20 protein-coding genes are annotated in these 23,603 nt (G+C 73.9%); 12 read left to right on the top strand and 8 right to left on the bottom strand.

Features of this window, described 5'->3' with window-relative positions:
* Nucleotides 1-56: 56 nt before the first annotated feature.
* From odhI to CSPHI_RS06755, 4 genes are all read left to right on the top strand, one after another.
* Nucleotides 57-491 (top strand): oxoglutarate dehydrogenase inhibitor Odhl, encoded by a 435-nt coding sequence (gene odhI / locus CSPHI_RS06770; RefSeq protein WP_075692076.1) that lies wholly within the window; start codon nt 57-59, stop codon nt 489-491.
* A 33-nt stretch (nt 492-524) separates the two neighbouring features.
* Nucleotides 525-1,256: a transcriptional regulator FtsR gene (ftsR, locus tag CSPHI_RS06765; protein WP_075692075.1), complete on the top strand. Its 732-nt coding sequence runs from the start codon at nt 525-527 to the stop codon at nt 1,254-1,256.
* A gap of 2 nt (nt 1,257-1,258) precedes the next feature.
* On the top strand, nt 1,259-1,876 hold the full coding sequence (locus CSPHI_RS06760) for a bifunctional nuclease family protein (protein ID WP_075692074.1): 618 nt from the start codon (nt 1,259-1,261) through the stop codon (nt 1,874-1,876).
* A gap of 205 nt (nt 1,877-2,081) precedes the next feature.
* The gene (locus tag CSPHI_RS06755) at nt 2,082-2,624 is read left to right on the top strand and encodes a MerR family transcriptional regulator (RefSeq protein WP_075692073.1); all 543 of its coding nucleotides are present in this window, start codon (nt 2,082-2,084) and stop codon (nt 2,622-2,624) included.
* Here CSPHI_RS06755 and CSPHI_RS06750 read toward each other — a convergent pair.
* The 6 genes from CSPHI_RS06750 to gndA are packed head-to-tail and all read right to left on the bottom strand — an operon-like array spanning nt 2,621 to nt 10,496.
* A complete protein-coding gene (locus CSPHI_RS06750) occupies nt 2,621-4,192 on the bottom strand; it encodes a vWA domain-containing protein (RefSeq protein WP_157118500.1) in 1,572 nt (523 codons plus the stop codon). The two genes, CSPHI_RS06755 and CSPHI_RS06750, sit on opposite strands and share 4 nt — an antisense overlap.
* Nucleotides 4,193-4,197: 5 nt before the next feature.
* Entirely contained in the window at nt 4,198-5,169 is a 972-nt protein-coding gene (locus CSPHI_RS06745) for a hypothetical protein (RefSeq protein WP_075692071.1), read from the bottom strand.
* Complete coding sequence (locus CSPHI_RS06740) at nt 5,169-6,338, bottom strand: hemolysin family protein (protein ID WP_075692070.1); 1,170 nt, start codon at nt 6,336-6,338, stop codon at nt 5,169-5,171. The genes CSPHI_RS06745 and CSPHI_RS06740 overlap by 1 nt, the downstream gene beginning before the upstream one ends.
* Nucleotides 6,338-7,720: a hemolysin family protein gene (locus CSPHI_RS06735; RefSeq protein WP_075692069.1), complete on the bottom strand. Its 1,383-nt coding sequence runs from the start codon at nt 7,718-7,720 to the stop codon at nt 6,338-6,340. The genes CSPHI_RS06740 and CSPHI_RS06735 overlap by 1 nt, the downstream gene beginning before the upstream one ends.
* 44 nt (nt 7,721-7,764) lie before the next feature.
* A complete protein-coding gene (locus CSPHI_RS06730) occupies nt 7,765-9,087 on the bottom strand; it encodes a DEAD/DEAH box helicase (RefSeq protein WP_084210287.1) in 1,323 nt (440 codons plus the stop codon).
* The gene (gene gndA, locus CSPHI_RS06725; protein ID WP_075692068.1) at nt 9,054-10,496 is read right to left on the bottom strand and encodes an NADP-dependent phosphogluconate dehydrogenase; all 1,443 of its coding nucleotides are present in this window, start codon (nt 10,494-10,496) and stop codon (nt 9,054-9,056) included. Before gndA ends, CSPHI_RS06730 begins: the two co-directional genes overlap by 34 nt.
* A 102-nt stretch (nt 10,497-10,598) precedes the next feature.
* Between gndA and CSPHI_RS06720 the strand changes: the two genes are divergently transcribed.
* Together CSPHI_RS06720 and CSPHI_RS06715 are read left to right on the top strand one after the other, a co-directional pair.
* Complete coding sequence (locus tag CSPHI_RS06720; protein ID WP_075692067.1) at nt 10,599-11,096, top strand: PaaI family thioesterase; 498 nt, start codon at nt 10,599-10,601, stop codon at nt 11,094-11,096.
* A gap of 135 nt (nt 11,097-11,231) precedes the next feature.
* A complete protein-coding gene (locus CSPHI_RS06715; RefSeq protein WP_075692066.1) occupies nt 11,232-12,845 on the top strand; it encodes an inorganic phosphate transporter in 1,614 nt (537 codons plus the stop codon).
* A gap of 7 nt (nt 12,846-12,852) precedes the next feature.
* Here CSPHI_RS06715 and CSPHI_RS06710 read toward each other — a convergent pair whose 3' ends face one another.
* Both CSPHI_RS06710 and CSPHI_RS06705 read right to left on the bottom strand, forming a co-directional pair.
* Complete coding sequence (locus tag CSPHI_RS06710) at nt 12,853-14,565, bottom strand: ABC transporter ATP-binding protein (protein WP_157118499.1); 1,713 nt, start codon at nt 14,563-14,565, stop codon at nt 12,853-12,855.
* Between the two features lie 60 nt (nt 14,566-14,625).
* Nucleotides 14,626-16,011 (bottom strand): NAD(P)/FAD-dependent oxidoreductase, encoded by a 1,386-nt coding sequence (locus CSPHI_RS06705; RefSeq protein ID WP_075692064.1) that lies wholly within the window; start codon nt 16,009-16,011, stop codon nt 14,626-14,628.
* Nucleotides 16,012-16,186: 175 nt separating this feature from the next.
* Between CSPHI_RS06705 and CSPHI_RS06700 the strand changes: the two genes are divergently transcribed.
* The 6 genes from CSPHI_RS06700 to CSPHI_RS06675 all read left to right on the top strand — a co-directional run bounded on the left by CSPHI_RS06700 (nt 16,187) and on the right by CSPHI_RS06675 (nt 23,599).
* A complete protein-coding gene (locus tag CSPHI_RS06700) occupies nt 16,187-17,521 on the top strand; it encodes a class I SAM-dependent methyltransferase (RefSeq protein ID WP_075692063.1) in 1,335 nt (444 codons plus the stop codon).
* Between the two features lie 68 nt (nt 17,522-17,589).
* On the top strand, nt 17,590-19,296 hold the full coding sequence (locus tag CSPHI_RS06695; RefSeq protein WP_075692062.1) for an FAD-binding dehydrogenase: 1,707 nt from the start codon (nt 17,590-17,592) through the stop codon (nt 19,294-19,296).
* Nucleotides 19,297-19,337: 41 nt separating this feature from the next.
* Nucleotides 19,338-19,838, top strand: coding sequence for a thiol peroxidase (tpx, locus tag CSPHI_RS06690; protein ID WP_075692061.1), 501 nt, complete (start codon nt 19,338-19,340; stop codon nt 19,836-19,838).
* A 14-nt stretch (nt 19,839-19,852) separates the two neighbouring features.
* Nucleotides 19,853-21,325 (top strand): sodium/glutamate symporter, encoded by a 1,473-nt coding sequence (locus tag CSPHI_RS06685; RefSeq protein ID WP_075692060.1) that lies wholly within the window; start codon nt 19,853-19,855, stop codon nt 21,323-21,325.
* Between the two features lie 165 nt (nt 21,326-21,490).
* Nucleotides 21,491-22,204 (top strand): ZinT/AdcA family metal-binding protein, encoded by a 714-nt coding sequence (locus tag CSPHI_RS06680; protein WP_075692059.1) that lies wholly within the window; start codon nt 21,491-21,493, stop codon nt 22,202-22,204.
* Nucleotides 22,205-22,264: 60 nt separating this feature from the next.
* Nucleotides 22,265-23,599, top strand: a complete 1,335-nt coding sequence (locus tag CSPHI_RS06675) for a metal ABC transporter substrate-binding protein (protein ID WP_075692058.1) — start codon at nt 22,265-22,267, stop codon at nt 23,597-23,599.
* Nucleotides 23,600-23,603: the final 4 nt, after the last annotated feature.

Below are 23,603 nucleotides of genomic sequence, written 5' to 3'. Positions count from 1 at the left end.
GGCGCTATGATTCAACCTGAAGTCGAAATCGCCACGAATTCTGGAGGAACAGACTGATGAGCGACAACACCGGCACACCCGAGCCTTCCGTGGAGACCACCTCGGTCTTCCGGGCGGATCTCCTCAAGGAGATGGAGACCGGCCCGGGCAAGGAGCCCGCGGTCTCCGGGGTCGAGGGGCTGCCGGAGGGCTCGGCCCTCCTCGTGGTGAAGCGGGGGCCGAATGCCGGCTCGCGTTTCCTCCTGGACCAGGCGGTGACCACCGCCGGCCGGCATCCGGACAGCGATATCTTCCTCGACGATGTCACCGTCTCCCGCCGGCATGCGGAGTTCCGCCTGCAGGACGGCTCCTTCGAGGTCGTCGACGTCGGCTCGCTCAACGGCACCTACGTCAACCGGGAGCCGAAGAACTCCGCCGCCCTGGGCAACGGCGACGAGGTGCAGATCGGCAAGTTCCGCCTGGTCTTCCTCACCGCCTCCGCCGAGGACTAGCCCGCGCCCCATTCCGGAAGGACCGACCCGACAGTGACCGCAGCAGAGTCGACCGCCGGCGGCCCCGCGCGCCCCGGCGCCACGCGGACGATGACCATCGGCGCGGTGCTCAAGGAGCTCCAGCGGGAGTTCCCGGAGATCACCGTGTCCAAGATCCGCTTCCTGGAGGCCGAGGAGCTGGTGTTCCCGGCGCGCAGCAAGTCCGGGTACCGGAAGTACTCCGCCGCGGACGTGGATCGGCTGCGCTACATCCTCACCCTGCAGCGGGACAACTACATGCCGCTGAAGGTGATCCGGGAGCAGCTCGCCGCCATCGACGCCGGCCCCTCCGATCCGGGGTCGGCGCTGGCCACGGTGACCCCGCTGGTCAACGCCGACCAGTTCCGGGAGGCCGGGATCGTGCGGCTCACCGTCGCCGAGCTGGCCGCCGAGGCCGCCGTCGACGAGGGCTTCGTCGGCGAGCTGGAGCGGGCCGGGTTGCTCGTCGCCGACGCCTTCGGCGAATACGACGCGGATGCGGTGGTGATCGCCCGGGCCGCGGGCCGGCTGCGCGACCGGGGCATCGACGCCCGGCATCTGCGGGCGGTGCGCAACGCCGCGGACCGGGAGGCCGACCTGATCGGCCGGGCGGCGGCGCCGACCGCGCGCTCCCGGCGGGAGAACGCCCGCCAGGAGGCCGAGGAGCTGGCCCGGGAGATGACCGCGGACATGGTCTCCCTGCACGGGGCGCTGGTCAAGCGCCAGGTCAACGGGAGCCTGCGCTGACGGTGGAGGGCTTCGTCGAGGTCGGCGTCCGCGCGGTGGCGGTGCATCCGCCGGAGGGGGATCCGGTGCTGCTGCTGGAATGGGCCGAGGGCGGCAGGGTGCTGCCGATCTGGATCGACCCGGGCGACTACCGGCATCTGGTGATCGACGGGGCGATGCCCGCCCCGCACCGGCCCGGCGGGGTGGACGCGCTGGCGGATCTGCTCGCCGAGCTCGGCGGGGCGGTGGCCCGGGCGGAGATCACCGGCTGCCATGAGGGGGTGTTCATCGCCGCGCTGGTGGTCTCCGGGGTGGGCGCCGGCGAGATCGCGCTGGATCTGCGGGTCTCCGAGGCGGTGGCCGCCTGCGTCGCCGCGGAGGCCCCGATCCTGGTGGATCGGCAGGTGCTGGATGCGGTGGGGGTGGCCGCGGCGCTGCTGGACGGGGGCCGCGATGACGTCGCCGCCGGCCGGGAGCAGCAGGAGTCCGTCGACGAGTTCCGGCGCTTCCTGGAGGAGGTCGACGCCGGGGACTTCCTCGCCGCGGAACTCGGCGATGACGGCACGCCCGGGGCTGATGGTGAGGATGGGGACGATGTGACTGGAGGGCACCGGGATCCTGGGGAACCCCCCGTCGAATAACCCCGGTGGGATTCCGGCCCGGCTCGCTGAGCTGGGCCTTTTCCATGAGCGGGGGATGAACCTCAAGGGCAGGTTGAAACTTCCGGCGTGTCGGGGCCTATTCTGGTGCACGTGACCTAATCTGGGCGTCGACGACGATGACCCGGTGTCATCCGACCGGGCGCGGCCGCGCCCGGTCCGACGCGACGAGCGCATGGGAGCGATCATGGCCGACGAGCACAAGCCCGAGGGCGTCCAGGAGTCCCTGTTCGACATGGGCCCCGATGAGGAGGTCGGCTACCGCGTGCCGATCGCGCTCCAGGTCGCCGGGATCACCTACCGGCAGCTCGACTACTGGGCGCGCACCGGCCTGGTGGAGCCCTCCATCCGCACCGCCCGCGGCTCCGGCTCGCAGCGGCTGTACTCCTTCCGGGACATCCTGGTGCTCAAGATCGTGCGCGGCCTGCTCGACACCGGCATCTCCCTGCAGAACATCCGCCTGGCCGTGGACAAGCTCCGCGACCTCGGCGTCGACGACCTGGCCACCATCACCCTGGTCTCCGATGGCCGCACCGTCTACCAGTGCCGCTCCAGCGAGGAGGTCATCGACCTGCTCAACGGCGGCCAGGGCGTGTTCGGCATCGCGGTGCCCGGCATCATGAAGGAGCTCGCCGGCTCCATCGCCAGCTTCCCCTCGGAGCGCGTCGACGGCACCCGCGAGCAGCCGGTCGACGAGCTCGCCGCCCGCCGCGCCCGCCGGATCGGCTAGAGCCCCAGCGCGGCGCGCAGCGCCGCCGGCAGATCCCCGGTGCCGTCGTGCACGGCGCCGCCGGTGGCCTCCGCCAGCTCCGCGAGCAGCCCGCCGGTGCGGTCCTCGCCGAGCAGCACCACATCGACCCGCACCTCCGGGCCGGCCGCATGCGCCGCCCGGATCGCGGCCACCGCCGCCGCCCCGTCATCGCCCGCGGCATCCGCCCCGGAGGTCAGCAGCACCAGCCGGTTCGCCCGGCCCTCCTGGTGCGCCTCCTGCGCATGGGCGTAGGCCGGCTGCACCGAACGCCACAGCCAGGGCTCGCCGACCTCGCCGATCTCGCCCAGCACGGCCCGCGAGTACTCCGGCAGCGCATCGGCCAGGTACACGTTCGCCCGCACCGGGGTGACCACCCCCGGCGACTGCGGGGAGGAGAAGTTCCACAGCGCCACCCGGCGCTCCGGCGGCGCCCCGGCCTCGTCCAGCAGCGGGTCCAGGGCGGGGCGCACCCGGTCCAGGCCCACCCCGGCGGAGGCGTCCAGCAGCACCAGCGCCGAGCCCGCGGGCGGCCCCGCCGGGGCGGCCGGCTCCGGTTCCGCGGCGAAGGGGGAGGTGCGCAGCTCCGCCAGCGCCGGGGCCACCGCGGCGGCCCGGTCCGCGGCCGGCCCGGCCGGGGAGGGCTCGTCGGCGACGGTGCGGCCGTGCTCGGCGGCGAAGGCCGTGAAATCCGCCGCGGCCCGGGCCACCGCCTCGTCCACCGGTCCGCCGGCGCCGAGGGGCACCACCGGGGCGGCGATCACCGAGGAGCCCTCGGGGGAGACGAAGCCCAGCGCCTCGCCCACCGGGGCGATCATCGACTGGGTCGCCGCGACCGCGGCGAAGGGGGCCTCGCCGGCGGCGAGCCGGCCGAGCAGGGTGCCGGCGGTGTCCTCCCCGGTGGCCCGGGCCCGCCCCACCGCCTCGGCGCGCAGCGCCGCCTCATCCGGGGCGGCGCTCAGGTGCGCGTCCACCAGGGCGGAGACCTCCGCATCGGCCCCGCCGGGGGCGGCGACCTCCAGGAAGCGCAGCTCCTCCCAGCTCCGCCCGCGCAGCGCGTCCCGCTGCCCGGCCGGCACCGCCAGGCCCACCGGCTCCGGGCTGAGCCGGGCCCGCGGGGAGGCGAAGGCCACCACGTCGAGCTCCTCGGCGGCGGCGACCGCGGCATCGGAGGCCGGGATCCACACCGCGGGCACCGCCGCGGCGGCCTCCGGATCCCCCTCGCCCGCCGCCCGGATGGCGTCGACCACCCCGGCCGCGCCGGATTCGTCGAGCACCGGGCGCACGCAATAATCCCGCACCACCGGGTCGGTGTCGCCGTAGGCCTGCACCAGCTCCCGGGCCCGGTCCGCCACCGCGGGATCGGCGACCACCCGGATCGACAGATCCCCCCGCGAGCAGCCGCCGCCGGCGGCCCGGTCCTCCGCGGTGCCCCGGGCGTAGATCGCCCAGGCCGCCACCGCGGCGACCAGCAGCACCGCCAGCAGGACCATCGCCAGCGGCCCCTTGGCCACCCGGTAGTTCGGACGTCCGTCGGAATGCCTCGCCATGCCGGTCACGCTCCTGATCCTGCCGCGTCATTGACCGCGGGAACCCCGGCGGGGCCCGCCGTATCGAGCATATCGGTTCGCCCCGGCCCCTCGGCGCCGGCGGCGAGGGCGGTCTCCGCCGCCGCGATGAGCCGGGCCCGGATCGGCTCCGCGCGCTCGGCGAAGCCGCGCTGCGCGGCGACGTAGGCGGCCTTGCCGGCATCGGTCTCCACCGGCACCGGGTCCAGCCCCCAGGCCCGCAGATCGTAGGGCGAGGCGGCCATGTCCAGGTAGCGGATGTCCCGGGCCAGCTCGAAGGCGTCGAGCAGCAGGCCCGACTCCACCAGGGGGCCGAGCTTGAGCGCCCATTTGAGCAGATCCATGTTCGCGTGCAGGCAGCCCGGCTGCTCGAAGCCGGCCCGGTCCGCCGCCGTTGGCCGCAGCGTATTGCGCTCCCGGGCGGCCGGGGTGAAGAAGCGGAAGGCGTCGTAGTGGCCGCAGCGGATCCGGTGGGACTCCACCACCGCGTCCGTGCCGGCCGCGCCCAGCCGCAGCGGGTCCGGGTGCCGGGGCTCCGGCTCCCGGTAGACCATCGCCCACTCGTGCAGGCCGAAGCAGCCGAAGCGCCCCGCCCGGCCGGCGGTGGCGCGCAGCAGGGCCAGGGCGGCGCGCACCTGGGCGCCGCGGGCGGCGCGGAAACCGGCGACGTCGACCCGCACCCGGTCGCCGTCGACCCGCAGCCACCGCCGGTTGGCCAGCGCCGGATCCGGGGCGCCGGCGGGGTCGGCGGCCCCGGCCAGCGCCACCCCGGGCCCGGGGCACCAGCGACGCAGCTGCGCCGGGCGCACCGGGTAGTAGCTGTACAGGAAATCCTCCACGGGGTGCCGCAGCCCCCGGGCGCGGCGCTCCAGGTGCGCCCCGGTGAGCGTCTCGGCGCGGCGGCGCTGCGCCGCGGCGAGCGCCCGCCAGGTCCCCTCCGGCAGCGGCTCGGCGGCCATCAGGCGACCGGGCCCCGCTCGCCCGGGTTCGTCGAGCGCGCCGCCCGGCGCATCGCGGTGGTGCGCTGCTGCGCGGCCCGCGCCGCGGCCTCGGAGACCTGCGGCGGGGCCGGGGCCCGGCCCACCGTCTCATGGGTCCAGTCCCGCACCACGCCGATGTGCTCCTCGATGAGATCCTCCATGGTGACGATCCCGGCGGGCCGGCCGGCGGCGGTGGCCAGCGCCATGTGCTTGGACTTGCGCCGCATCACCCGCAGGATCCGGTCGATGGCCCCGTCGGCGTCGACCGCGATGAGCTCCCGGATCTCCCCGTCCGGGATCGGGGTCTCCGGCCCGGAGGCCGGATCGGCGACCCGATCCAGCACGTCCTTGACGTGGATGTAGCCGCGGAAGCCGCCGGCGCCGTCGGCCACCGGGAAACGGGAGAACCCGGTGGCGCTGACCGCCTCCTCCAGGTCCCCGACGGTGGGGTGGCGGGGCACGGTGCGCACCTGGTCCATGGGGATGAGCACCTCCCGGATCGCCCGGGACTCCGAGGACAGGGCCCGGTTGAGCCGGGAATGCTCCTCCGCGTCGAGAAGGCCCTCCTGCCGGGACTCGGCGATCATGGAGGCCAGCTCCGAGGAGTCCACCGCGGATTCCAGCTCGTCCTTCTGCTCGATGCCGAACAGGGCCAGGGTGTGCCGGGCTACCCAGTTGAAGAAGAGCAGCAGCGGCTTGGTGAGCCGGAAGAACAGCAGATGCACCGGGGTCAGCCACATGGCCATGGTCTCCGGGCCGGCCAGGGCGATGTTCTTCGGCACCATCTCGCCGAGCAGGATGTGCAGGATCGAGATCAGGCCCAGCGCGATCGCGAAGCTCACCGGGTGCAGCAGGTTCTGCGGCAGGCCCAGGTCGGTGAAGGGCCGCTCCAGCAGATGCGCGATCGCCGGTTCGGAGACCTTGCCCAGCAGCAGCGAGGCGATGGTGATGCCCAGCTGCGCGGCGGCGAGCATCAGGGAGAGGTGCTCGGTGGCGGCGAGCACCGTGCGGGCCCGTTTGCGGCCCTGGGCGATCATCGCCTCCAGGCGGTCCCGGCGGGCGGCGATGAGCGCGAACTCGGCGCCGACGAAGAAGGCGTTGATGAGCAGCAGCAGGAAGGTCAGGACGAGGCCGAAATAGTCGCTCATCAGCCGAACAGCTCCTTCGCGCGGGCATCGGACATGGGGATGAGCAGCGCCCGGTCCACCCGGCGGCCGTCCATCGCGGTGATCCGGGCGCACCAGCGCCCGGAGATGCCGGACTCGAACTCGTCGAGCTGATCCCGGTCGGTCTGCGGCAGCAGCGCCACATCGCCCTCCTCCGGGATCCGGCCGAGCGCGGCCATGAGCAGCCCGCCCAGGGTCTCGTAGTCGCCCTCCGGGGCGAAGTAGCCCACCTCGGCGGGCAGGTCGTCGACCCGGACCAGCCCGGAGCAGTCCCAGCCCTCGACGATCCGGCGCACCTCCTGCTCCGCCTCGGCGTCGTCGTACTCGTCGTAGACCTCGCCGAGGATCTCCTCGACCACGTCCTCGATGGTGACGATGCCGGCGGTGCCGCCGTACTCGTCGGCGATGAGCACGATCTGGCTCCCGGCGGAACGCACCGCCTCCAGGACCGAATCGCCGTCCAGGGACTGCGGCAGCACCGGCACCGGCCGGGCGAGGGAGCCCACGGTGACCTCCCCGCGGCGGGCCGCGGGCACCGTGAACGCCTCCTTGACGTGCACCACCCCGATGGTGTTGTCGAGATCGCCGTCGGCGACCGGGAAGCGGGAGCGCCCGGTGTCGTGGGAGATCTCCAGCAGATCCGCCACGGTGGCGTCCACCGGCAGCCAGTCGATGGTGGAGCGCGGGGTCATCAGATCCTCCGCGGAGGTCTCCCCGAAGCGCAGGGAGCGGTCCAGCATCTGCGCCTTCGCCTGATCCAGGGAGCCGTGCTGGGCGGAGTTGCGCACCAGCGCGCCGAGCTCCTGGGGGCTGCGCGCCGAGGCCAGCTCATCGGCGGGCTCGATGCCCAGCCGGCGCACCAGCCAGTTCGCCGTCGCGTTCATCACCTGGATGATCGCGTAGAACAGCCAGTTGAAGGCCATCACCGGCCGGGCCACCACCCGGGCCACGCCCAGCGGCACCGTGATCGCGATGTTCTTCGGCACCAGCTCCCCGTAGATCATGGACAGCCCGGTGGCGATCACCATCGCCAGGGCCAGCGCGATCGGGGTCACCGCCGCGTTCGGCAGCCCCGCCCACTCCAGCAGCGGGGTGAAGTAGCCGGCGAGCACCGGTTCCGCGAGGAAGCCGGTGGCCAGGGTGGTCAGGGTGATGCCCAGCTGCGCCCCGGAGAGGTGGAAGGACAGCCGGTTGTGCGCGGACTCCAGGGCCTTGGCGGGGCCGTCGCCGCGTTTGCGGACGTCGCCGTCGATGGCGGAGCGCTCCAGTCCGGTGAGGGCGAATTCGAAGGCGACGAACAGCCCGGTGCCGGCGGTCAGCGCGATGAAGCCGAGGATCGCGGCGAGGTTGAGCAATATGTCCATGATTGGAATGGGATCCTAGCGTGCCGGGGGCCGTGGTCGCCGCATCACCCGCGCCGCCCGTCCCGCCGGCGCCCCCCGCGGGGGTTGCCCCGGGGGGTGCCGCGCGGCGCCGCCCCGGGCCGCCGCCGCGGGCCGGGCGGGCGGCGGGCGCCGAGCGCCTCGGCCAGGGCGGGCGAGCCGGGGGGCGCGGCGAGGGTCTCCGGGGCCACCCCCGCGGCGGCGAGCACCCGCCGTGCGGCGTCGAGCTGGCGGGCCCGGGCGATGGTGGCCACGGTGCCGGCGTCCCCGGAGCGGGCGGTGCGCCCGGAGCGGTGCACGTAGGTCGCCGGGTCCGCGGCCGGGTCGACGTGCACCACCAGGTCCAGGCCGCCGATGTCCAGGCCGCGGGCGGCGACGTCGGTGGCCACCAGGACCGGGCAGGCGCCGCCGGCGAAATCGGCGAGCGCGGCGCGGCGGGCGGCCTGGCCGCGGTCGCCGTGGATGGTGCGGCAGGCCACCCCGGCGGCGGCGAGCGTCGCGGCGACCTCGCCGACCCGGTGCCGGCCGGAGACGAAGAGCACGGTGCGCCCGGCCCGGGCCGCGATCCAGGGCAGCAGCCGGTCCGCGGCGGCGTCATCGGCCACCGGCAGCAGCAGATGCCGCATCCGGGTGACCGCCCCGGCCGCGTTCGCGCCGCCGGCGCCGGCGCCGCCCACCTCATGGCGGGCCGGCTCCCGCAGCCGGGCCAGCAGCGGGGCCACCCGATCCCCCAGGGTGGCGGAGAAGGCCATCAGCTGGGCCTCCCGCGGCAGCCGGTCCAGGATCCGGTCCAGCTCCGGCAGGAAGCCCCGGTCGGCGAGCTCATCGGCCTCGTCGACCACCGCCACGGCGACATCGGAGAGGTGCATCCGGCCCTCCCGGAGATGCTGCAGCGCCCGCCCCGGGGTGGCCACCACGATATCCGCGGGGGCGGCGAGCAGCCGGCGTTGCCGGGCGGGCTTCTCCCCGCCGATGAGCACCAGGGTGCGCAGGCCGCGGGCGGCGCCGAGATCGGCGAGCACGTCGCCGACCTGGTCGGCCAGTTCCCGGGTGGGGGTGATGACCAGCCCCCGGGGCCGGCCGGCCAGGGCGTGCCCGGTGGTCAGCCGGGCGACCATCGGGATCGCGAAGGCGAGGGTTTTGCCGGTGCCGGTGGGCGCTCGGCCGAGGACGTCCCGGCCGGCGAGGGCGTCCGGCAGCACCGCCGCCTGCACCGGGGTGGGCCGGGTGAGCCCCAGCCGGCGCAGCACCGCGGTCACCGGCTCCGGGACGCCGAGGTCGGCGAAGCCGGCCGCGCCGGCCCCGCCGGGGGCGCTCAGGCCTCCACCTCGGAGCGGTCGTCGCCCCACAGGGTGTGGAAGGAGCCCTCCCGGTCCACCCGGCGGTAGGTATGCGCCCCGAAGTAGTCGCGCTGGCCCTGGATGAGCGCCGCCGGCAGCCGCTCGGCGCGCAGCCCGTCGTAGTAGGCCAGGGTGCTGGCGAACACCGGGGTGGGGATGCCCAGCCGGGTGGCGGTGACCACCACCTCCCGCCAGGCGTCGAGGCAGTCGGCGACCTGGGCCCGGAAGTAGTCGTCGAGCAGCAGCGCGGGCAGCGCCGGGTCCCGGTCGTAGGCGTCCTTGATCCGGTCCAGGAACCGGGCCCGGATGATGCAGCCGCCGCGCCAGATGGTGGCCAGCGCGCCCCGGTCGATGTCCCAGCCGTATTCCGCGGCGCCGGCGTTGATCTCGTCGAAGCCCTGCGAGTAGGCGACGATCTTGGAGGCGTAGAGCGCCCGGCGGACCTGCTCGACGAAGGCGTCGCGGTCCGCGGGGGCCTCCCCGAGGCGGCCGGCGGGCAGCTCCCGGGCGGCGGCGCGCTGGTCCAGGGCGGAGGACAGGGCGCGGGCGAAGACCGCCTCGCCGATCCCGGTGACCGGGATGCCGAGATCCAGGGCGGCCTTGGCGGTCCACCGGCCGGTGCCCTTCTGCCCGGCGGCGTCGAGGATCACGTCCACCAGCGGCCGGCCGGTGGCGGCGTCGGTCTGCGCGAGCACCTCGGCGGTGATCTCCACCAGGTAGGAGTCCAGGTCCCCGGTGTTCCACTCCCGGAAGATCCCGGCGATTTCGGCCGGCTCCAGCCCCGCGGCGTCCCGGAGCAGCTGGTAGGCCTCGCCGATGACCTGCATGTCGGCGTACTCGATGCCGTTGTGCACCATCTTCACGAAATGCCCGGCCCCGTCGGCGCCGATATGCGCGCAGCAGGGGGTGCCGTCGACGTGCGCGGACACCGACTCCAGCAGCGGGCCCAGGGAGGCGTAGGCCTCGGCGGTGCCGCCGGGCATGATCGCCGGGCCGTTGAGAGCGCCCTCCTCCCCGCCGGAGATCCCCGCGCCGACGAAGTGCAGCCCCCGGGCGCGGATCTCGCGCTCCCGGCGGATGGTGTCGGTGTAGAGCGAGTTGCCGCCGTCGATGATGATGTCGCCGGGCTCCATCGCATCGGCGAGCTGGCCGATCACCGCGTCGGTGGCGGGCCCGGCCTGCACCATGATCAGCGCCCGGCGAGGTCGCTCCAGGGAGGCGACGAACTCCTCGATCGTCTCGGCGGGGCGGAACTCGCCCTCGTCGCCGTGCTCGGCCAGCAACGCCCGGGTCTTCTCCGGGGAGCGGTTGTAGACGGCGACGACGTGGCCGTGCCGGGCGAAGTTGCGGGCGATGTTCGATCCCATCACCGCCAGGCCGACCACGCCGATATGGGCGCGGGAGGTGTCGTTTGTCATGTCCCGGATCCTAGACCCCGCGGGGGCGGTTTCGCCCATGCCGGCCGATCCGGGGCGCTATCGTGGCTGGTGCATTCACCGAGGAACGGAAAGGGGTGGCCGATGTCCACCACGGAGCAGGATCAGGCGCGCACCATGGAGCTGATGGCCGCGGCCACGCAGCGGGAGCTGGAGCAGGCGGAGCTGGTCGAGTTCAACACCTGGGCCGCCGGCGACGTCGCCGCCTCCGGGCTGGACGCGGTGCTGGGGCTGGAGTACACCCGGGTCGGCCCGCGCGGCTGCGCCACCCGGGTGGTCGTCGACCAGCGGCATCTGCAGCCCTGGGGGGTCACCAACGGCGGGGTGTACTCCTCCATCGGGGAATCTGCCGGCTCGGTGTCGGCCTTCCTCGCCGCCGGCGGGCTCACCCAGGTCGTCGGGATGAACAACTCCACCGACTTCTACCGGCCCTCCCGGGCCGGGGAGGTGATCGTCTCCACCGCGGAGCCGGTGCACCTGGGCCGGACCACCCAGGCCTGGGAGATCCGGCACCACCGGGAATCCGACGGCAAGCTGCTGGCGCGCACCAGCCTGCGCATGGCGGTGCTCGGCGCCGGCTGAGCCCGCCGCGAAGGGGGGGGGGGGAGGATTGCCCGGGGCGTCACCGGGCCCTCGCCCGGGCGTCGCCGATCGTTCACCGGGGCCGGTCATCCTGCCGGGGTCAGTCGATCCCGAGCGTGAGGAGCATCCGAGGCGATGAGCACCATGACCATGCAGGCCCCCGGGGACGCCGCGAGGGGGGTGGGCGCCGGCGGCGACCGGTGGTGGCACACCGGCTTCGGCGCGGTGCTCGCCGCCACCCTGATCCTGTTCATCCTGTGGGCCCGCGGCTACGTCGGCCCCGATGCGGGGCTGCCGCTGCTGCTGACCGCGATCCTCTTCGCCATGTTCATGGCCTTCAACATCGGCGGCAATGACGTGGCCAACTCCTTCGGCACCTCCGTCGGCGCCGGCACCCTGACCATGAAGCAGGCGCTGCTGGTCGCCGCGGTCTTCGAGGTCGGCGGGGCGGTGCTCGCCGGCGGGGAGGTCACCGACACGGTGCGCTCCGGGATCGTCGATCTCGGCGCCATCGACCTGGCCCCGGCCGATTTCGGCTTCATCATGATGTCCTCCCTGCTCGGGGCGGCGCTGTGGCTGCTCGCCGCCACCCGGATGGGCTGGCCGGTGTCCACCACGCACTCCATCATCGGCGGCATCGTCGGCGCCGCGCTGACCATCGGCGCCGTCGACGGCACCGGCGGGGTGGAGATGGTGCAGTGGTCGAAGATCGGCACCATCGCCGCGTCCTGGGTGCTCTCCCCGGTGCTCGGCGGGCTCGGCGCCTACCTGATCTTCGGCCTCATCAAACGGCACATCCTGGTCTACAACGAGCACGCCGATGAGCGGGTGCGCGCGATCCGGCTGCGCCGGGCGGAGCTACGCACCCGGCACAAGGCCGCCTTCGAGCGCCTCGACGAGCTGCAGCAGATCTCCTACACCAACGCGATGGCCCAGGACGCGGTGACCGTCACCGAGGAGGGGCACACCCGGGAGGATCTGGAGAGCGACTACTACCGGGAGCTGCACGACATCAACGCGGACATCGACGCGGTGGATCCGCACCGCGCCCTGGAGACCTGGGTGCCGGTGCTCGCGGCCGTCGGCGCCATCGTGATCGGCGCGATGATGCTGTTCAAGGGGCTGAAGAACCTGCACCTGGACATCTCCGGGGTGGGCAACCTGATCATCCTGGCCATGATCGGGGCCACCGTGTGGATGGCGGTGTTCATCTTCGCGAAGACCCTCAAGCGGCAGTCCCTGGAGCGGTCCACCTTCCTGCTCTTCTCCTGGATGCAGGTGTTCACCGCCTCGGCCTTCGCCTTCAGCCACGGCTCCAACGACATCGCCAACGCGATCGGCCCCTTCGCCGCGATCGTGGACGTGCTGCGCACCGGGGCGATCGACGAGGAGGCGCCGGTGCCCCCGGAGGTGATGCTGGCCATGGGCCTGGCCCTGGTCTGCGGGCTGTGGTTCATCGGCCGCTTCGTGATCGCCACCGTCGGCTCCGGGCTCACCGCCATGCACCCGGCCTCCGGGTTCGCCGCGGAGCTCGCCGCCGCGGCGGTGGTGATGACCGCCTCGCTGATCGGCCTGCCGGTGTCGTCCACGCATATCCTGATCGGGGCGGTGCTCGGGGTGGGCATCGTCAACCGGGCCGCGAACTGGGGGCTGATGAAGCCCATCGCCCTGGCCTGGGTGGTGACCCTGCCCGCGGCGGCGGGGGTGTCCGCGGCGGCGGTGCTGGCGTTGCGCGCCGTCTTCGGCTGAGCCCGGCTCAGCCGAGCAGCTGGTCCCGGGCCAGCTCCCGGTACAGGGCGTTGCCCGCGAGCAGCCCGGCATGGTCGCCGACCCCGGCGACCCGGCCCTGGTCGAGCACGATGATCCGGTCCGCGTCGGCGACCGTGGCCAGCCGGTGCGCCACGATGAGCACGCTGCGCCGCCGCGCGGAGGCGGCGATCGCCTCGCGCAGGGCGCGCTCGTTGCGGGAGTCCAGGGCGGCGGTGGGCTCGTCGAGCAGCAGCAGCGGCCGGTCCGCGAGTAGGCAGCGGGCCAGCGCCAGGCGCTGACGCTCCCCGCCGGAGAGGGCCACCCCGCCCTCGCCGATCTCCGCGGCGAGCCCGTCCGGGTGCGCCTCGACGCGCCCCAGCAGGTTCACCTCCGCCAGCGCGGCGCGCTGCCGCCCCTCGTCGACCCCGTCCAGGCCCAGGGTGAGGTTGCCGGCGACGGTGCCGGACACCGCGGTGGCGGCCTGGTCCACGTAGCCGATCGCGGCGCGCAGCCGCGCCCGGTCCAGATCCCGCAGATCCGCCCCGCCGACCCGGATCACCCCGGAATCGGGTTCGGCGAAGCGCTCGATGAGCTCCAGCAGGGTGGATTTGCCCGCCCCGGAGGGGCCGACGATGGCGGTGACCGCCCCGGCCTCGGCGGTGAAGCTGACCCGGTCCAGGGCCGGCGCGGCGGCGCCGTCGTGGGTGAAGGTCACCTCCTCGAAGGACACCGCCGGGGCGGCCCCGGAGAAGTCCGGGGCGGCGCCGGGGCGGGGCCGATCCGCGGCGTCCTCGGCGGGGGCGTCGAGCACCTCGCCGATCCGGGTGAGCGCGCCGAGCGCGGCGGCGATGGTGGAGATTGCGCCGAAGACCGCGCCCACCGGCATCATCAGCATGAACAGGAACATCAGGAAGGCCACCAGATCCGCCACGGTGAGCGCCCCGGCGGCGACCCGGGCCCCGCCCAGGCCCAGCACGGAGAGGAAGGCCAGCTGCACCGCGATCCCGCTGGCCGGCCAGAGCAGCGCCTGCAGCCGCACCGAGCGCAACGAGGCCGCCCAGGCCCGGTCCGCGGCGCCGCGCACCGCCGCGATCTCCGCGTCGGCGGCCCCGGCGGCGCGGATCAGCGGCATCCCGCCCAGCGCCCGGGTCACCCCGGCGGCCATCTCCCCGGTGGATTCCTGCACCCGGCGGGCCAGCTCCCGGATCCGGGCGCCGGCGGCGAGGACCACCGCCACCGCCAGGGCGAGCACCCCCACCGCCACGGCGAGCAGCAGCCGGTCCAGCAGGAACATCGCGATCCCGGCGCCGAGGATCACCAGCGCCCCGCCGACGGCGTCGACGACGCCGCCGGTGAGCGCGGCGCGCACCGCGGCGGTGTCCGCGCCCACCCGGGAGACCAGGTCGCCGACCCGGTGCCGGCGGTAGGCGGCCATCGGCAGGGTGAGCAGATGGCCGATCAGGGTGTGCCGCAGGGAGCGCACCATGGTCTCCGCGGTGCGGCCCAGCAGGTACTGCTGGCCGGCGCCGGCGATCGCGGCGAGGACGATGGTGCCGGCGAGCAGCGCGACGATGCCGCGGATCGCGGCGCCGGCGCCGACGGCGTCGATGAGCCGGTGCACCAGCAGCGGCTGGGCCAGGCCGGCTGCGGCGTCGACGGCGGACAGGGCCAGCACGGCGGCCAGCGCCGGGCCGGCGCCGGCGAGGTGCGCCCGCAGCATGGCGGCGCCCCGGCGCACGCCGATTGGGCGCGCCGGGGCGTCGGGGGAGCGGCCCGCCATCTACTTCCGGCGGGTGTCCGAGACCTCGATCGGCTTGACCTCGCCGACCAGGTCATCGAGCTGGTCGATGGCGTTGCGGGCGTACATCTGCTGGCGGGTGGACACCAGCTGCCAGCGGTCCCGGGTGAGCACGTTGAGCCCCCAGCTGATGCAGGACACCAGCCGGTTGCGGAAGCCCACCAGGAACATCAGGTGCACGCCCAGCCAGAGCAGCCAGCCGAGGAAGCCGGAGACCTCCACCTTGCCGAGCTTCACCACCGCGGAGAAGCGGGACACGGTGGCCATGGAGCCCTTGTCGAAGTACTCGAAGGGCTCCCGCTCGGCGATGTCGCGGCCCTCCGCCTCGGCGGCGATGTAGCCGGCGGCGCATTCGCCGCCCTGGATCGCCACCTGGGCCACCCCGGGCAGCCCGTCCAGGCTCATCATGTCGCCGAGCACGAACACGTCGCGGCGCTCGCCGACGGTGAGGTCCGGGTTCACCGGCACCCGGCCGGCGCGGTCGACCTCCACCCCGGCCTGCTCGGCGACCATCCGGCCCAGCGGGGAGGCGGACACCCCGGCCGACCAGATCTTGCAGTAGGAGGGGATGGACTCCTCCTGGCCGTCCTTGTTGCGGTAGGTCACGCCACGCTCGTCGACGTCGGTGACGATGGAGTTGAGCTTGACCACCACGCCGAGGGACTCCAGGTTCTGCTGCGCCTTGCGGCCCAGACGCTTGCCGAAGGGCGGCAGCACCTGCGGGGCCCCGTCGAGCAGGATCACCCGGGCGGAGTGCGGGTTGAAGGAGCGGTAGCTGGAGGTCAGGGTGCGGTTGGCGAGCTCGGCGAGCTGGCCGGCGAGCTCCACGCCAGTGGGCCCGGCGCCGACCACCACGAAGGTGAGCAGGCGCTCCCGCTCGGCCGGGTCGTCGGTGAGCTCGGCGCGCTCGAAGGCGGAGATGATCCGGGCCCGGATCTCCAGGGCGTCGTCGATGGTCTTCATGCCGGGCGCGTAGTGGGCGAAGCCGTCGTTTCCGAAGTAGGACTGGCCGGCGCCGGCGGCCAGCAGCAGGTAGTCGAAGCCCCAGACGTTGGTCTGCTCGCCGAGCTGGGAGGTGACCGTGTTGGCCTCGAGGTCGATGTCGGTGACGTCGCCCTTGACCACCCGGACATTGGATTCGCCGTCGAAGATCTGCCGGGTCGGCGGGGCGATCTCGCCGGAGGAGAGGATGCCGGTGGCGACCTGGTAGAGCAGCGGCTGGAAGAGGTGGTGGTTGGTTCGGTCGATGATGGTGACGTCGACGTTGGCGTCCTTGAGCTTGCGGGCCGCGAACAGCCCGGCGAAACCGGAACCGACGATGACCACGTGCGGGCGCCCGGTCTGCGGGCGGAACGGGGTCTGGCTCATGGTGTCTCCTAGGAAGTGGGTTTGCCGCGGCCGCCGCCGCGGGTGGCGGCGGGTGGCCGGTGTTCCCGGTCATCCTATCCCCACGGTGCGCCGCCGCCGATTCGGGGCGCCGCGGCGGTAGCCTGCCAGGCGGGCGGCGGACGGCGCCCGGCCGGCGGCGAGGGAGGTCAGCACGATGCGCGGCGCGATCATCGACGAGCGGCGCTGGCCCGGGGTGGCCCGGGTGCCCGGCGGCCGGCTGGCCGGGGTGCGCGCGGATCTGGCCCGGCGCGGGTTCACCCGGGCGCTGGCCCGGGCCGGGGTGGTCGACCTCGCCGCCGACGACGCCGCCGGCGGCCGCCGGATCCGGATCCGCGACGCGGCGCTGTACGCCCGGATCGCCGAGTCCGGCTGGCTGGGCCTGGGCGAGTCCTACCTGGCGGGGGAGTGGGACTCCGACACGCTGCCGGAGACCCTGGCGGCGCTGCTGGCCGCGGGCCTGGACGCCGGGCCACCCGGCCGGCTCGGCCGGGGGCTGCGCACCGTGGCCGGGCCCCGGCCGGACGTGGCCGAGGCCGACCCGGGCGGGGATCTCCCGGCTTCCCTGGTGGCGCTCTACGCGGGGCCGGGGCTGGCCGCGGGCAGCGCCCTGTTCGCCTCCGGGCCGGCGACCACGGTGGTGGAGCAGGTGCCGCTGCCGGGCCCCGGCGCGGGCCGCCGCGGGGCCCCGGAGCGGGTGCCGGTGGAGGTCACCCGGGTGGCCGACCCGGTGGCCCCGGACCGGGCGGATCTGCCGGCGGCGCAGGCCCGGCGGGTGGCGGCGATGCTGCGCCTGGCGGGGGTGCGCGCCGGGGACCGGGTGCTGGAGTGGCCGGCCGCCGGCGGGGCCGCGGCGATCGCCGCGGCCCAGGCGGGGGCGGCCGCCGATGTGCTGGCGGTCTCCGATGACGCCGCCGAGGCGGTGCTCGCCGCCGCCGGGGCGGCGGGGCTGGCCCCGGCGGTGCGGGTGCTGCGCGCCGAGGACGCGCTGCCCGGACCGCGGGCCTTCCCCAGCGACTACGACGCGATCCTGTGCGTGGAGCGGCTGGAGACCCTGGGCGCGGCGGGGCTGCGCACCTGGTTGCGCGATGCGGAGCGGCTGCTCGCCGACCGGGGCCGGATCGTGGTGCAGGCGGCGGTGGCCACCGGGGATTTCGACGAGACCGCGGCGGAGGCGCTGCAGCTGACCCGCTCCTATGTGTGGCCGGCGCTGCACCACCCGAGCCTCGCCGCGCTGCAGCGCACCGTGGCACGCGACACCGGGCTGCGGATCGTCTCCCGCACCCATTTCCCCGGGCACTGGGCGGCGAGCCTGCGGCTGTGGCGGGCCCGGTTCGAGGCGAACTCCCGGCAGGCCGCGGGCCTGGGCTACGACCGGGTGTACCGACGGCTGTGGGACTACCACCTGGCGCTGCAGGAGGCGTTGGTGGCCTCCGGCCGGCTGGACATGGTGCTGCTGGAGCTGGCCGCCGCGCCCCGGCCCCGGCGCTGAGCGCCGCGGCGGGAGCGTCCCCCGGGAAACTGGTGCGGTTCCGGAAAGGAAACGCTAGGGTCCGGGGCATGAGCACGCAGCACGCCAATCCCACGCCCGCGGGCGAATTCGACGTGGTGGTGGTCGGCGCCGGCCTCGCCGGGCTGGTCGCCGCCTACGAGGCCCAGGCCGCCGGGGCCCGGGTGGTGGTCGTGGACCAGGAGTCCGCGGCGAACCGGGGCGGCCAGGCGCACTGGTCGCTGGGCGGGCTGTTCCTGGTGGATTCCCCGGAGCAGCGGCGGCTGGGGGTGCGCGACAGCCTGGAGCTGGCCCGGCACGACTGGCTGGCCTCCGCCGGCTTCGACCGGGCCGAGGACCATTGGCCGCGCCGGTGGGCGGAGGCCTACCTGGAGTTCGCGGCGGGGGAGAAGCGGGACTACCTCACCGGGCTGGGCCTGCGCCTGGTGCCGGTGGTCGGCTGGGCCGAACGCGGCGCCGGCCGCGCCGACGGGCACGGCAACTCGGTGCCCCGGTTCCACCTCACCTGGGGCACCGGCCCGGAGGTGGTGCGGATCTTCGCCGAGCCGCTGGCCGAGGCGGAGGCCGCCGGGCGGGTGCGCTTCGCGCACCGGCACCGGGTGGATCGGCTGATCGTGGAGGACGGGGTGGTGCGCGGGGTGGCGGGCGCCGTGCTGGAGGCCTGCGACCACCTGGAGCGCGGGGTGGCCTCCCCGGACGGGGAGCTGCGCGACTTCGAGCTGCGCGGCCGGGCCACCCTGGTGGCCACCGGCGGGGTGGGCGGCAACCTGGCGAAGGTGCGCGAGCACTGGCCGGAGCAGTCCCTGGGCCCGATGCCGGAGGACATGGTGGTGGGCGTGCCCGCGCACGTCGACGGCCGCGGCATCGACATCGCCGAGGCCGCCGGGGCGCGCACCATCAACCGGGACCGGATGTGGCATTACACCGAGGGCATGGCCAACTGGGACCCGATCTGGCCCGGGCACGGGATCCGGATCATCCCCGGGCCCTCGGCGATGTGGTTCGACGCCACCGGGGAGCGCCTGCCGGCGCCGAACATCCCGGGCGCGGACACGGTGGGCACCATGCGCGCGATCCTGGGCACCGGCTACGGCTGGTCCTGGTTCGTGCTCAACGGCACCATCGTGGCCAAGGAGTTCCTCTTCTCCGGCTCCGAGCAGAACCCGGACCTCACCGAGAAGAAGCTCGCCAAGCTGGTGGACAAGGTCCGCTCCGGGATCCCGGCCCCGGTGCGCGCCTTCATGGACCATGGCGAGGACTGGGTGGTCGCGGAGAACCTGGAGAAGCTCGTCGCGGGGATGAACGAGCTGGTCGGGGAGGCGGGCCCGGAGCTGCGCGCGGAGCGGCTGCGTGAGCAGATCGAGGCCCGGGATCTGCAGGTGGCCAACCCCTTCTCCAAGGACCACCAGGTCAACTACCTGCGGGTGGCGCGCCGCTTCATCGGGGATCGGCTGATCCGGGCGGCCGCCCCGCACCGGATCCTGGACCGGGCGCATGGGCCGCTCATCGCGGTGCGGCTGCGCCCGCTGACCCGGAAGACCCTCGGCGGAATCGAGACCGACCTGGACGCCCGGGCGCTCGGCGCCGACGGCGCCCCGGTGCCGGGGTTGTGGGCCGCCGGGGAGGCCACCGGCTTCGGCGGCGGCGGGATGCACGGGGGCAACGCCCTGGAGGGCACCTTCCTCGGCGGCTGCATCTTCTCCGGAATGCGGGCGGGCCGGTCGATGGCGGCGGCCGTGCGCGGGACCCGACCGTGAGCACCATTCCCCTTTGGCTCCGAATGCGGTAGAACGGGGGCATGACTACCACCGCATTCCATGGAACCCCCGTCCACCTCTCCGGCGAGCTGCCCGCCGTCGGCGACCGCCTGCCGGGCTTCACGCTCACCGGCACCGACCTCGCCGAGGTCACCGCCGAGCGCTTCGCCGGCCGGGCCCTCGTGCTGTCCATCTTCCCGTCCATCGACACCGGGGTGTGCGCCGCCGCGGCCCGCCGCTTCAACGAGATCGCCGACGGCCGCGGCGACGTCACCGTCCTCAACGTCTCCCGCGACCTGCCCTTCGCCCTGGACCGCTTCTGCGCCGCGGAGGGCCTCGACGCCGTCGTCTCCGCCTCCGACTTCCGCCGCGGCTTCGGCGAGGCCTTCGGGGTGGTGCAGGCCGACGGGCCGCTGGCCGGGTTGCTCGCCCGGGCCGTGGTCGTCGCCGATGCGGAGGGCGTGATCCGCCACGTGGAGCTGGTCGGCGAGATCACCGAGGAGCCCGACTACGACGCGGCGCTGGCCGCCCTCGACGGCTGAGGCCCGATGGCGTCATGAGCGCGAACCAGGTTGGCCTCTCGCTGCTGCTGCTGGGCCTCGTCCTCCTCGTCGGCAAGGCCATCAGGATGCGGGTCCGGTGGGTGCAGTCGCTGTTCCTGCCCTCGGCGATCATCGCCGGCTTCCTCGCCCTGCTCGCCGGCCCGGAGGTCCTCGGCGCCGCCGCGGCCGCCCTCGGCCACGACGGGTTCGCCGAGGGCGGGCTCTTCGGCGCGGACACGCTGGCGGTGTGGAAGACGCTGCCCGGGATGCTCATCTCGGTGGTCTTCGCCACCCTCTTCCTGGGCCAGAAGCTGCCCGGGCCGAGGACGGTGGTGGATCTCGCCGGGCCCCAGCTCAGCGTCGGCGTGGCCTTCGCCGCCGGCCAGTACGTCGTCGGCCTGCTGCTCGCGGTCGCGGTGCTCGGGCCCCTGCTGGACCTGCCGCCAATGGCCGGGGCGCTGATCGAGATCGGCTTCGAGGGCGGCCACGGCACCGCCGCCGGCATGATCCCGGTGTTCGAGGAGGTCGGCTGGTCCGAGGGCGCGGACCTGGCCATCGCCGTGGCCACGGTCGGCCTGGTCGGCGGGATCGTGATCGGCGTGGCGGTGATCAACTGGGCGATCCGCACCGGGCGCACCGAGGTGGTGCGCGACGTCTACGAGCAGTCCATCGAGGAGCAGCGCGGCCTGTTCGGCAAGGACGAGCAGTACACCGCCGGCACCCTGACCTCCCGGCCGGCGTCCATCGAGCCGCTGTCGCTGCACATGTCCTTCGTGGCGCTGGCGATCATCATCGGCCAGCTGATGCTCTCCGGGCTGCAGTGGCTGGAGCAGGCGCTGTGGGCGGACACCGTGGAGCTGCTCGCCTACGTGCCGCTGTTCCCCCTGGCCATGCTCGGCGGGATCGTGCTGCAGCTGGGCCTCAACGCCGCCGGCTGGGGTCATCTCATCGATCCGGGGCTGATGCTGCGGATCCAGGGCTTCGCCCTGGACGTGCTCATCGTCGCCGCGCTGGCCACGATCTCCCTGGAGGCGATCGCCTCCAACATGTGGGCCTTCCTGCTGCTGTGCGCCGGCGGGATCGTGCTCAACGTGGTGCTGCTGCTGTGGCTGGTGCCGCGGACCATCCCCTCCTTCTGGCTGGAGCGCGGGATCGGCGACTTCGGCCAGTCCATGGGCGTCACCGCCACCGGGCTGGTGCTCATGCGGATCGTGGACCCGGAGGCGAAATCGCCCTGCTTCGAGGCCTTCGGCTACAAGCAGCTGGTCTTCGAGCCCTTCTTCGGCGGCGGGTTGATCACCGCGATCGCGGTGCCGCTGGTGTTCCAGTTCGGGCCCTGGCCGCTGCTCGGCGTGATGGGGGTGCTCTTCCTGGGCTCGCTGGCGGTGAGCCTGCTCTACTGGGGGCGCAAGACCACCGATGAGGCGGCGATCGAGGTCGCCGAGGTCACCCCGGATCATGTCGGCCCCGGGGACGGGGCCGGCTGAGCGGACCCGGGACGGGGTGTTGCGTGTTTACGCAAGTCAATCAGTGCAGACCAATGCAACTAATCATGTCCGCATAAATGTTTGGCGAGGTTATCTTTCCTTGGTATAAGTGGGTGTGATGCTGAAAACCAGCGTCATCATCCGAGACACCTCCGGAGGTAATCAATGACCACCGCCCGCACCGCCCGCCTGGCCGCGGCGAGCCTGGCCGCCGCCGCCCTCGTCCTCGCCGGCTGCTCCACCGACGACGGCGCCGACGAGACCGCCACCACCGCCACCGAGACCACCACCTCGGCGACCACCGAGACCGCCACCGAGACCGAGACCTCCGCCGCGGCGGAGGAGGGGGTCAAGGACTCCGACCAGAAGGCGAGCCTCGCCGACTGGGACGGCACCTGGAAGAGCCTCGGCGCCTACGTCGACGATCCGGAGATGCAGGATCCGATGCAGGAGGCCGCCGAGGAGCACGGCGAGTCCACCGACGAGATCCGCGCCGAGATCGACGAGTCCCGCGGGGCCGACTTCGAGGGCATGGTCATCGAGGGCGACAAGATCGCGTTCATCGCCGACGCCGCCGACCTGGACACCGCCGACGCCTCCGAGGGCGTGGAGTACACCTTCGTCGGGGCGAAGGACGTCACCACCGACGAGCATGAGTTCACCTGGTTCATCTTCGAGGGCGGCGAGGGCGCCCCGCACAAGTACGTGCTGCTGATGCCGCTGCACGGCGAGGAGGCCCTGGCGCACTTCCACATGCGCTACGGCGACACCATCGAGGAGGCCCTGGACGCCCCCGAGGGCTGGTTCCCGACCTTCGTGGACCCGAAGGAGGCCACCGACGAGCAGATCGCGGAGACCCTCTTCCACCACGATCACTGATCCACCGTCCACCCAGCCGGCGCCCGGGGGCCTCCCCGGGCGCCGCGGAATGAGGCAGGCATGCACACTCGGCGCAGCTTCCTGAAGTCCCTGGCCCTCCTCGGCGCCGCAGGCGCCCTGGCCGGCTGCCGCGGCCAATCGCCCACGGCGGCGGACCCGGCCGCGGTCGGCGCCTCCGGGAAGCCGGTGGTGTACGCCTCCTTCTATCCCATCCACAGCCTGGTCTCGGCGATCGCCGGCGATGCGCTGGAGGTGCGCGCCTTCCTGCCCCCGGGGCAGGACCCGCACCTGTGGGAGCCCTCCCCGCGCGCGATGCAGGGCCTGGCCCGGGCGGATCTGCTGGTGGTCAACGGCGCCAACATGGAGCCGTGGCTGCCGCAGGTCCGGGCCAACCTGCCGGATCTGGAGATCCTGGTGCTCAGCGACTACGTGGAGCTCATCACCTACAAGGGCGCCGCCGCGATCGGCGAGTTCCAGTACCTCGCCGCCGCCCCGTTGACCCCCGGGGCGGACTACCGGCTGGCCTTCGGGCACACCCATGAGCGCACGATGCGCGCCGCCTTCTTCACCGCCCCGGCCGGGGCCTCCGAGAGGGACCTCGTCGCCCGGGGCAAGGAGGTGATGGAGGACCAGGGCACCGAGGTGCGGCAGAAGGAGTCCGTGGAGCTGGTCGACGGTGAGGTGCTGAAGATCGACATGGGCCACGAATCCGGCAACATCGACTTCCGGGTGCCCGCCGGCGAGGCCGACTGGTACTTCGTCGCGGACCGGGTCAGCCAGGACATCCTCAGCTACGACATCATCGACGACTCCGGGGCGAAGGTGCCCACCGACCCGGTGATCGACGGCTCCTCCTCCGGCACCGACGAGATCACCTTCGACCCGCACTCCTGGATGTCGGTGATCAACGCCAAGCGCTACTGCAACGCCATCCACGGCACCCTCGGCGAACTGTGGCCCGAGCAGGAGGGCGCCTTCGGCAAGGGCAAATTCGCCCTGGTCCGGGAGCTCACCCGGCTGCAGGGGGAGTACAAGGAGATCTTCGGCGCCGCGGATCGCCAGGAGTTCATCGTCAGCCACAACGGCTTCGCCTACCTGGCCCGGGACTTCGGGCTGCAGCAGCGCAGCCTGCAGGGGCTCACCACCAATGAGGCGCCCAGCCTGTACTCCCTGGTCGCGGCGATCCGCTACGTGCGCGCCGAGGGCATCCGGATCGTCTACCACGAGCTCGGCGTGGAGGACCCGGGCATCGAGACCATCGTCGGCGAGGTGGGCGGGGAGACCCTGCCGCTGGCCTCGATGGAGCATGTCTCCGTCGAGGACGGCCCCTTCGGCGAGGGCTACCTGGGCTATCTGCGGATGAACCTGGAGAACCTCGCCGCCTCCATCCACTGAACCG

The sequence above is a fragment of the Corynebacterium sphenisci DSM 44792 genome (assembly GCF_001941505.1).
Lineage (GTDB): Bacteria > Actinomycetota > Actinomycetes > Mycobacteriales > Mycobacteriaceae > Corynebacterium > Corynebacterium sphenisci.
This window is presented reverse-complemented; position numbering and strand designations above follow the sequence as displayed.

Bases quoted from the DNA above. Each gene is read 5' to 3' on its own strand.
- CSPHI_RS06695 (WP_075692062.1), top strand. From the start codon at position 17,590: ATGAGCACGCAGCACGCCAATCCCACGCCCGCGGGCGAATTCGACGTG.
- CSPHI_RS06755 (WP_075692073.1), top strand. From the start codon at position 2,082: ATGGCCGACGAGCACAAGCCCGAGGGCGTCCAGGAGTCCCTGTTCGAC.
- CSPHI_RS06675 (WP_075692058.1), top strand. From the start codon at position 22,265: ATGCACACTCGGCGCAGCTTCCTGAAGTCCCTGGCCCTCCTCGGCGCC.
- CSPHI_RS06705 (WP_075692064.1), bottom strand. From the start codon at position 16,011: ATGAGCCAGACCCCGTTCCGCCCGCAGACCGGGCGCCCGCACGTGGTC.
- CSPHI_RS06685 (WP_075692060.1), top strand. From the start codon at position 19,853: ATGAGCGCGAACCAGGTTGGCCTCTCGCTGCTGCTGCTGGGCCTCGTC.
- CSPHI_RS06715 (WP_075692066.1), top strand. From the start codon at position 11,232: ATGAGCACCATGACCATGCAGGCCCCCGGGGACGCCGCGAGGGGGGTG.
- CSPHI_RS06745 (WP_075692071.1), bottom strand. From the start codon at position 5,169: ATGGCCGCCGAGCCGCTGCCGGAGGGGACCTGGCGGGCGCTCGCCGCG.
- CSPHI_RS06750 (WP_157118500.1), bottom strand. From the start codon at position 4,192: ATGGCGAGGCATTCCGACGGACGTCCGAACTACCGGGTGGCCAAGGGG.
- CSPHI_RS06680 (WP_075692059.1), top strand. From the start codon at position 21,491: ATGACCACCGCCCGCACCGCCCGCCTGGCCGCGGCGAGCCTGGCCGCC.
- gndA (WP_075692068.1), bottom strand. From the start codon at position 10,496: ATGACAAACGACACCTCCCGCGCCCATATCGGCGTGGTCGGCCTGGCG.
- tpx (WP_075692061.1), top strand. From the start codon at position 19,338: ATGACTACCACCGCATTCCATGGAACCCCCGTCCACCTCTCCGGCGAG.
- CSPHI_RS06710 (WP_157118499.1), bottom strand. From the start codon at position 14,565: ATGCTGCGGGCGCACCTCGCCGGCGCCGGCCCGGCGCTGGCCGCCGTG.
- CSPHI_RS06735 (WP_075692069.1), bottom strand. From the start codon at position 7,720: ATGGACATATTGCTCAACCTCGCCGCGATCCTCGGCTTCATCGCGCTG.
- CSPHI_RS06740 (WP_075692070.1), bottom strand. From the start codon at position 6,338: ATGAGCGACTATTTCGGCCTCGTCCTGACCTTCCTGCTGCTGCTCATC.
- CSPHI_RS06720 (WP_075692067.1), top strand. From the start codon at position 10,599: ATGTCCACCACGGAGCAGGATCAGGCGCGCACCATGGAGCTGATGGCC.
- odhI (WP_075692076.1), top strand. From the start codon at position 57: ATGAGCGACAACACCGGCACACCCGAGCCTTCCGTGGAGACCACCTCG.
- CSPHI_RS06700 (WP_075692063.1), top strand. From the start codon at position 16,187: ATGCGCGGCGCGATCATCGACGAGCGGCGCTGGCCCGGGGTGGCCCGG.